Source organism: Methylobacterium sp. W2, assembly GCF_020662345.1.
Taxonomy (GTDB): Bacteria; Pseudomonadota; Alphaproteobacteria; order Rhizobiales; family Beijerinckiaceae; genus Methylobacterium.
In genome coordinates, this window is the sequence record NZ_VMOA01000079.1 from 1 (window position 1) to 8,635 (window position 8,635).

Consider the following 8,635-nt stretch of genomic DNA (forward strand, 5'->3'; position numbering starts at 1 on the left):
CCCGAAGGGTCACGACGAGGTCGTCCTGACCCAGACCCTGGCCCGCACCGCGATGGCCTACGAGCCCGCTCCCGCCCCGGTCCAGGCTCCGGCCCCCGTGCAGCAGGTCGCCGGCCCGTTCGTGCCGCCGCGTCCGGCCGTGGCGGTGGCCCGCGCCCCGCGCATGCCGCAGATCCAGGACCTGCCGATGCCCGGCCAGGCCCAGCTCCGCGCCCAGCGCGGTGAGGAGCCGGCCGAGCCGGCCGGGGATTCCAAGCGGATGACCCTGCTGCGCCGCCTCGCCACCGTCGGCTTCGGCGGACGCCGCGAGGAGGCCGAGGCCGCCCCGCTGCCGCCCATGCGCGCTCCCGCCCCGCAGCAGCCGGCACCCCAGCCGGAATACGCCAAGCGGGCCCCCGTGGCGGCTCCCCCGGCCTATCGTCCGGCTCAGGGCAACCTCGATGCACAGGGACGTGTGGCGCCCCAGCCCCGTCTGATGGATGACGACCAGCTCGAAATCCCGGCCTTCCTGCGTCGCCAGGCGAACTGAAACGCCACGCTAAGCGGCCGTAGCGGTTTTTATGCAACAAGCTCGGGGTCTCAGGACCCCGGGCTTAACCTCGTTTTAAGTCCTTGTCCGGAAACGGTTATCCAGAACGTCTCCGGAAAGCGTGTCTGTAACAGAGCGTAAGAAAGCGTGATTTGGCGAACGCTTCGGCCGCCGCGTATACGATTTTTGGAACGAAAAAGGCGCGGCGGTTTCGCCGTCAGCGCTCGCAGGGGCTTCAAGCAGCGGACGGGTCAAAGAGGCGGCGCAATCCCGTAATCCAGGGAGAGCGAGCCTGATCACGGCCGAGGGCTAGGGAATGCGGACGAACCAACAGATCACTCTCAAGGGCCCGGCCACGCTGCGTGGCATCGGTGTCCATTCCGGGAAGCCGGTGGAGATCACTCTCCACCCCGCTGCCGCCAATCACGGTATCTGCTTCCTCCGTACCGGAATGCCCACGGGCCACGATCGGCTCATCAAGGCCCACCACGCCTGCGTCTCCGCCACGGAATTGTGCACCGTCATCGGTGACGTGGAGAGCGGCGCGGTCGCCACCATCGAGCACCTGATGTCCGCCCTCTTCGGGCTCGGCATCGACAACGTCCTCGTCGAGATCGACGGGCCGGAAATGCCGATCCTGGACGGCAGCGCCCGTCTCTACGTCGAAGCCATCGACGCCGTCGGCATCACCACCTGCGGGGCTCCCCGCCGCTGGATCAAGGTGCTCCGCACCGTCCGCATCGAGGTCGGACGCGCCTTCGCCGAGCTCCGCCCCATCGACCGCGGCTTCCGCCTCGACGTCGAGATCGATTTCGACAACCCGGTGATCGGCCGCAGCCGCAAGGCGATGGACCTGAACCCCGCCTCCTACCGCCGCGAAATCGCCGGCGCCCGCACCTTCGGCATGATGAAGGACGTGGAGCGCTACTGGAAAGCCGGCTTCGCCCTCGGCGCCTCCCTCGAGAACACCGTGGCCGTCGGCGACAACGCCGTCGTCAACCCCGAGGGCCTGCGCTACGCCGACGAGTTCGTGCGGCACAAGTATCTCGATGCCGTCGGCGACCTGGCCCTCGCCGGCCTGCCGATCCAGGGCGCTTACCGCTCCTATTGCGGCGGTCACCGCATGAATGTCGGCGTCCTCGACGCGCTGTTCGCCGACCGCGCCAACTACACGATCGTCGAAGCCCCCGGCGCCCGCCGCGAGACCACCCGGCCGGAATTCGGCCTCAGCCTCGCCGCCTTCGCCAGCGACCTGTAACCGACAAGCAACATCCTCGCTTCGAATGCGTCCGCCGCTCGGCCGCCGCTTTCACGCCCAAATCGGACGCCACTGGTAAATCGTCCGTGACAAGAGGCGAGGTCGCGTGTGCCCCATCGAGGCACATGGGCCGTGGCACCGTGCCGTCAGCCGCTCGACCGACATTTGTGATGGCTTGACGATGCGGCCCCCTTGACGGGTCCATCTGTTGGGGGAACCGGAATGCGTCTCAACGATCGTAACCGCGGGGCGACGGCAGCCGTGCTCCTGACGCTGTGCGGCCTCGGCCTCGGCGGCTGCGACGCCCTCGACTCGATCAATCCCTTCGCCGAGAAGTACAAGCCCGAGGTCATTCCGGACGTCCCGGCCGACAAGCTCTACAGCGAGGGCCTGGCCAAGATGGAAGACAAGGACTTCGAGGGCGCGTCGAAGAAGTTCGGCGAACTCGACAAGGCCTATGCCTATTCCGACTGGTCGCGCAAAGCGCTGCTGATGACCGCCTACTCGAATTACGAGGGCGCCAAATACGACGACGCCATCAACGCCTCGAAGCGCTACCTCCAGCGCCACCCGGCGAGCAAGGACGCGGCCTACGCCCAGTACCTGATGGCGATGTCGCATTATAAGCAGATCCCCGACGTGACCCGCGACCAGGACCGCTCCGAGAAGGCGCTGGCCGGTCTGCAGGAGCTCGTCCAGAAATATCCGACCTCCGAATACGCGGCGGACGCCAAGGCCAAGATCCAGATCACCCGCGACCAGCTCGCCGGCAAGGAGATGGAAGTCGGCCGCTTCTACCTCGAGCGCCGCAACTTCCCCGCCGCGATCAACCGGTTCCGCGATGTGGTGAGCAAGTACCAGACGACCCGCCACGCCGAGGAAGCGCTGGAGCGTCTGGTCGAGGCCTACATGGCCCTCGGCATCACCGCCGAGGCGCAGACCGCCGCCGCCGTGCTCGGCCACAACTTCCCCGACAGCCCCTGGTACAAGGACGCGTTCGCGCTCCTGCAGAACGGCGGCCTGGAGCCCCGCGAGGAGAAATCCTCCTGGCTCAGCAAGGTCTATCGCGGCGTCATCGGCCGCACCGCCGACGCGCGCTAAAGCGCATCGTCTCAGCCCGCGACGACACGCTTATCGTCAGCGGGCGATTTTTCGGGTGAAGCCGCCGCCGCTTCGCCGTAAGACGTGGCCACCGTATCCAACGAGGCCCACCCCGCGGCATGCTGAGCCAGCTCGCGATCCGCGACATCGTTCTCATCGATAAGCTCGCCCTGAACTTCCGCGAAGGCCTCAGTGTCCTGACCGGGGAGACGGGGGCGGGCAAATCGATCCTGCTCGACGCCTTCGCCCTGGCCCTCGGCGGGCGCGGCGATGGCGGCCTCGTGCGCCACGGCGAAGGGCAGGGCGGCGTCACCGCCGTGTTCGACGTGCCCCTCGACCATCCCGCCCGCCGCCTCGCGGCCGAGGCCGATCTCGATACCGAGGGCGACCTGATCCTGCGCCGGGTGCAGATGGCCGACGGCCGCACCCGCGCCTTCGTCAACGACCAGGCCGTGGGCGTCCAGGTCCTGCGGGCCATCGGCGCCACCCTGGTGGAGATCCACGGCCAGCACGACGACCGGGCGCTGGCCGATCCCGGCACCCACCGCGCCATCCTCGATGCTTTCGGCGGGTTGCAGGCCCCCCTCGCGGCGGTGGGGGAGGCGGCCAAGCGCGTGCGCGCCGCCCGCTCGGCTCTCGCCGAGCATCGCGCCAGGGTGGAGGCCGCGCGCAAGGAGGTCGACTTCCTGCGCCACGCGGCCTCGGAACTGGAGACGCTCGATCCTCAGGCCGGGGAGGAGACATCCCTCGCCGAGCGCCGCATGGTGATGCAGCAGAGCGAGAAGGTGGCCCGCGAGCTCTCCGAGGCGATCGAGGCGGCGGGCGGCCCGAATTCCGCCGTGTCCCATCTCTCTGCGTCCATGCGCAAGCTGGAGCGGCGGGTGAGTCAGATCCCGGCCCTGGTGGAGCCCTGCATCGCCGCCCTCGACGCCGCGCTGTCCGCCCTCGACGAGGCCCATTCCGTCCTCGATACGGCCCTGCGCGAATCCGAGTTCGATCCGCGCGAGCTGGAACAGGTGGAGGAGCGGCTGTTCGCCCTGCGCGCGGCCTCCCGCAAGTATCAGGTGCCGGTGGACGATCTCGCCGCCCTGCGCCAGCGCTACGAGGCGGATGTGGCCGCCATCGATGCCGGCGAGGAAGCCCTCGGCGGCCTCGAGGCGACGCTGGCCCAGGCCGAGGCGGCCTATGCCAAGGCCGCGACCAAGCTCGGGGAGGGCCGCCGCAAGGCCGCCAAGGCGCTGGATCTCGCGGTGAAGGCCGAGTTGCCGCCGTTGAAGCTCGAACGCGCACGCTTCATCACCGAGATCGTCACCGACCCGGAATCGCGCGATCCGGCCGGCTACGACCGCGTCGAGTTCTGGGCGCAGACCAACCCCGGAACGCGGCCCGGCCCGATGATGAAGGTGGCGTCGGGCGGCGAGCTCTCGCGCTTCATGCTGGCCCTCAAGGTGGTGCTGGCCGACAAGGGCTCGGCTCCGACCCTGATCTTCGACGAGATCGATACCGGGGTCGGCGGCGCCGTGGCCGATGCCATCGGCGCCCGCCTCGCCCGTCTCGCGGCCGGCGTCCAGGTCGTGGCCGTGACCCATGCGCCCCAGGTCGCCGCGCGGGCCGAGACCCATTTCCTGATCGCCAAGGACCCGGTGAAGGGCCGTGACCGGGTCGCCACCCGCGTCTCCGCGCTCGAAGCGCCCGCCCGCCGGGAGGAGATCGCCCGGATGCTCGCCGGCGCCACGGTCACCGACGAGGCCCGTGCGGCCGCCGCACGACTTCTGCAATCCACGGATGCCTGACGCGCAATCTTAACTTTTAGTTAACCATCTTGCGCGATGGTATGGGTACGACGCAGGGAATCTTATGGAAACGCGTCGGCACATCGGGAGATCGCGTGATGTCTCTGGGAGACGGTGAGACCGATCCCCGGCCTGTGAACGAATCGGACGGGCTGCCGATTTTGACGAGTCCGACCCGCCACCATCTCGGCGGCACCCTCCGGGCGATCTACGAAGACACGTTCGACACCCAGCCGATCCCCGACGGTCAGATCGACCTGCTCCTGCGCCTCCGGCACAAGGAACGCGACCGCCGCCGCGTGGGCTGACGTATCCCTCGGCCCGTCGCCGCTACCAGCGGCGAGCCCCCGGCATGCGTTGGTACTCGGCGCCGCGGATCAGGGTCATCACCGCGTCGAGCTCCGCCAGGAGGGCGCGCTCCTCCTCGCCGGCTTTTTCCACCTCGCCCGGATCGGTCCCGAACTGCCGGCGCTGCTGGGCGCGGGAGAGGTCGAGCTCCAGATCCTCCCTGCGCGCATGCAGGGCGAGGAAATCGGCATCGCCATCGCCCCCGGTGGGCGTGAGGCTCGATTCGTTCTCCAAGTCGCTGACCTTCCAGGACGTCTGGCGGGACGGGCTGCTCCGTCGTCGACATCGCCGAATCGTATAACGCACGAGGCCGTGAAACCGTGCCGCCTCGTCCGGGCATCGGTCCACACCCCGCTTTCTCCCTGTCCCACCGCGCTCATGCGGTCAACGGGTGGTCCGTGTCATCGATCTGTCATGGCGTCGTCATAGAGCCAGCATGATCGGGCGGGTAACGGTGCGCTGCAGCAGGATTGCTCTTGCAGCGCGGCACCTGCAGCGCCCGGACAGATTACGGAGAGCCACCGTGAAACCCTTCCATTTCGCCCTCGCCATCGGGCTCGCGACCGCGCAGTTCGGCGCCGTCGCCCAGGCCGCCGACATCACCGGTGCCGGCGCGACCTTCCCCTTCCCGGTCTATTCGAAATGGGCCGAGTCCTACCGCAAGGAGACCGGCACGGGTCTCAACTACCAGTCCATCGGCTCGGGCGGCGGCATCAAGCAGATCCAGGCCAAGACCGTCGATTTCGGCGCCACCGACGCGCCGCTCAAGGGCCCGGCCCTGGAGAAGGACGGCCTCGTCCAGTTCCCCACCGTCATGGGCGGCGTCGTTACCGTGGTGAACATCGCCGGCGTCGAGCCCGGCAAGCTCAAGCTCACCGGTGAGCTCATCGCCGACATCTACGCCAACAAGATCACCAAGTGGAGCGATGCCAAGATCGCCGCGGTGAACCAGGGGCTGAAGCTCCCCGATTCGCCGATCACCCCGGTCTACCGTTCGGACGCGTCCGGCACGACCAGCATCTTCACCACCTATCTCAGCGCAATCTCCGAGAGCTGGAAGAAGGAATTCGGTGCGGCCACCACGGTCAGCTGGCCCGCCGGCCAGGGCGGCAAGGGCAACGAGGGCGTCACCGCCACCGTCAAGCAGGTGCCGAACTCCATCGGCTACGTGGAATCGGCCTACGCCAAGCAGAACAAGCTCAGCTACTCGCTGATCCAGAACAAGGCCGGCAAGTTCCCGGCTCCCGACGACAAGGCGTTCCAGGCTGCCGCCGCCTCCGCCGATTGGAAGGCCGCCCCCGGCTTCGGCATCTCCCTCGTCAACCAGGCCGGCGACGATGCCTGGCCGATCACCGCGGCCACCTTCATCCTCGTCTACAAGGACCCGGCCGATCCGGCCAAGTCCGCCGACGTGCTGAAGTTCTTCGACTGGGCCTACAAGAACGGCGACAAGCTCGCCATCGACCTCGACTACGTGCCCCTGCCCGACAACGTCGTCTCCCTCGTCCACACCGAGTGGAAAGAGATCAAGGGTAAGGACGGCAAGCCGGTCTTCTAAGCAGGCCCGGCTTCCAAGAAGATCCTCGAACCGAACTCCTAAAACCGCGCAGGCCCGGCAAAAACGCCGGGCCTGAGCCACGAGAGGACGCGGTGTTCCACCTCGCCACTCGCTACCTCGCACGATACGAGCCCTCAAGGTGAAGAAGCAGACGTCGGATGGCCGCCTTGACTGAACAGATCTCGCTGGCCCGCACGGGCGCCCCGGCTCGCAAGAAGCCGGGCGGCCTCGGCGACCAGCTCTTCCGCGCCGCCTCCTACGCGTCGGCGCTGCTGGTCCTCCTCTTCCTTGCGGGGATTCTGGCCTCCATCGCCTATGGCGGCTGGCCGGCCTTCAAGGAGTTCGGCTTCGGCTTCGTCACCTCCAGCGCCTGGAACATCGGCCAGGAGCAGTACGGCGCCCTCGTGGCCATCGTCGGCACCCTGGTCTCGGCGCTTCTCGCCCTCGTCATCGGCGTGCCGATCTCCATCGGCATCGCCGTCTACCTGACCCAGCTCTGCCCCGGCTGGGCGCGGAAGCCCGTCTCGATGACGATCGAGCTTCTCGCCTCGGTGCCGAGCATCATCTACGGCATGTGGGGCCTGTTCATCTTCGCCCCGCTCTTCGCCCATTACGTGCAGATGCCGGTGTCGAGCCTCGTCGAGGGCCTGCCCATCGTCGGCACGCTGTTCTACGCACGGGTTCCCTCCGGCGTCGGCATCCTCACGGCGGGCATCATCCTCGCCATCATGATCGTGCCCTTCGTCGCCTCGATCACCCGCGACATGCTCGACCAGATCCCGACGGTGCTGCGCGAGAGCGCCTACGGCATCGGCTGCACCACCTGGGAGGTGGTCCGCCACGTCCTGGTGCCGCAGGCGTCGGTGTCGATCATCGGCGCGGTGATGCTCGGCCTCGGCCGCGCGCTCGGCGAGACCATGGCGGTGACCTTCGTCATCGGCAACGCCAACCGCCTCTCCGGCTCGATCTTCGATCCGGGCTCCACCATCGCCTCGCGCATCGCCAACGAGTTCAACGAGGCCGACGGCATGCAGCTCAACTCGCTGATGGCTCTGGGCTGCATCCTCTTCGTCATCACCTTCGTCGTCCTGATCGTCGCACGCCTGCTCGTCCGGCGCGTGAAGGTCGCCTGAGCCCTCTGGAGCCCGAATCATGGACGCCGTGAACACCCTCACCACCAACGATGCGCCGCCGCTCAAGGCCAGCCGCGTCCGGTCGAGCCGCCGCGTGGCGGACAAGATGCTCATCGTCGGAAGCACCGTGGCGACGCTGATCGGCATCGTCGTCCTCGGCTCGATCCTGCTCATGCTCATCGTCGAGGGCGTGAAGGGCTTCTCGCCGCTGCTCTTCAGCGAGCCGACCCCCGGCCCCGGATCGGAAGGCGGCGGCATCGCCAACGCCATCCTCGGCAGCGTGGTCCTGACCCTGATCGGCATCGTCATCGCGACGCCGGTGGGCGTCATGGCCGGCACCTATCTCGCCGAGTACGGCCGCCACTCGAAGCTCGCCGACGTGATCCGCTTCCTCAACGACATCCTGCTCTCGGCGCCCTCGATCCTGATCGGCCTGTTCGTCTACACCCTGATGGTGCGGCCGATGGGGACCTACTCGGGCTGGGCCGGCGGCGTGGCGCTCGCCATCATCGCCACCCCGGTGATCGTGCGCACCACCGAGGACATGCTCCGCCTCGTGCCCTCGACCCTGCGCGAGGCCGGCGCGGCGCTGGGCGCACCGCCCTCCGTCGTCATCAAGAGCATCACCTGGCGCGGTGCCAGCGCCGGCATCGTCACCGGCATCATCCTGGCGCTCGCCCGCATCGCCGGCGAGACCGCGCCGCTGCTCTTCACCGCGCTCAACAACAACAGCTGGTTCTCGCCCAACCTCATGGGCGGCATCCCGAACCTTCCGGTGATGATCTACCAGTTCGCCCTGTCGCCCTATTCGAACTGGCAGCAGCTCGCCTGGGCCGGTGCCCTCCTGATCACCGCCACGATCCTCTTCCTCTCGATCGTGGCCCGCTACGTCATCAAGAGCGAGCGGGCCACGAT

Annotated in this window: 8 protein-coding genes and 1 pseudogene; 8 read left to right on the forward strand and 1 reads right to left on the reverse strand. The window is 68.0% G+C overall.

Going from position 1 to position 8,635, the window contains the following annotated elements:
* The 5 genes and pseudogenes from FPV16_RS25595 to FPV16_RS25615 form a co-directional block, all read left to right on the forward strand.
* Window positions 1-529, forward strand: a pseudogene (locus FPV16_RS25595) (cell division protein FtsZ); the annotation flags it as partial.
* Between the two features lie 316 nt (window positions 530-845).
* Window positions 846-1,787, forward strand: coding sequence for a UDP-3-O-acyl-N-acetylglucosamine deacetylase (gene lpxC / locus FPV16_RS25600; RefSeq protein WP_227441326.1), 942 nt, complete (start codon window positions 846-848; stop codon window positions 1,785-1,787).
* A gap of 222 nt (window positions 1,788-2,009) precedes the next feature.
* The gene (locus FPV16_RS25605; RefSeq protein WP_027170925.1) at window positions 2,010-2,888 is read left to right on the forward strand and encodes an outer membrane protein assembly factor BamD; all 879 of its coding nucleotides are present in this window, start codon (window positions 2,010-2,012) and stop codon (window positions 2,886-2,888) included.
* A 119-nt stretch (window positions 2,889-3,007) separates the two neighbouring features.
* A complete protein-coding gene (gene recN, locus FPV16_RS25610; protein WP_227441327.1) occupies window positions 3,008-4,681 on the forward strand; it encodes a DNA repair protein RecN in 1,674 nt (557 codons plus the stop codon).
* A 98-nt stretch (window positions 4,682-4,779) separates the two neighbouring features.
* Window positions 4,780-4,989: a hypothetical protein gene (locus tag FPV16_RS25615; protein WP_227441328.1), complete on the forward strand. Its 210-nt coding sequence runs from the start codon at window positions 4,780-4,782 to the stop codon at window positions 4,987-4,989.
* A 22-nt stretch (window positions 4,990-5,011) separates the two neighbouring features.
* Here FPV16_RS25615 and FPV16_RS25620 read toward each other — a convergent pair whose 3' ends face one another.
* Window positions 5,012-5,263 carry a hypothetical protein gene (locus FPV16_RS25620; RefSeq protein WP_227441329.1) on the reverse strand — a complete coding sequence of 84 codons (252 nt, stop codon included), beginning with the start codon at window positions 5,261-5,263 and terminating at the stop codon, window positions 5,012-5,014.
* 289 nt (window positions 5,264-5,552) lie between these two features.
* Between FPV16_RS25620 and pstS the strand changes: the two genes are divergently transcribed.
* The 3 genes from pstS to pstA all read left to right on the forward strand — a co-directional run.
* The gene (pstS, locus tag FPV16_RS25625) at window positions 5,553-6,587 is read left to right on the forward strand and encodes a phosphate ABC transporter substrate-binding protein PstS (protein WP_227441330.1); all 1,035 of its coding nucleotides are present in this window, start codon (window positions 5,553-5,555) and stop codon (window positions 6,585-6,587) included.
* Window positions 6,588-6,745: 158 nt separating this feature from the next.
* A complete protein-coding gene (pstC, locus tag FPV16_RS25630; RefSeq protein WP_227441331.1) occupies window positions 6,746-7,720 on the forward strand; it encodes a phosphate ABC transporter permease subunit PstC in 975 nt (324 codons plus the stop codon).
* Between the two features lie 19 nt (window positions 7,721-7,739).
* Window positions 7,740-8,635 (forward strand): phosphate ABC transporter permease PstA (gene pstA, locus FPV16_RS25635; RefSeq protein ID WP_227441332.1); only part of this gene is annotated, 896 nt, incomplete at its 3' end.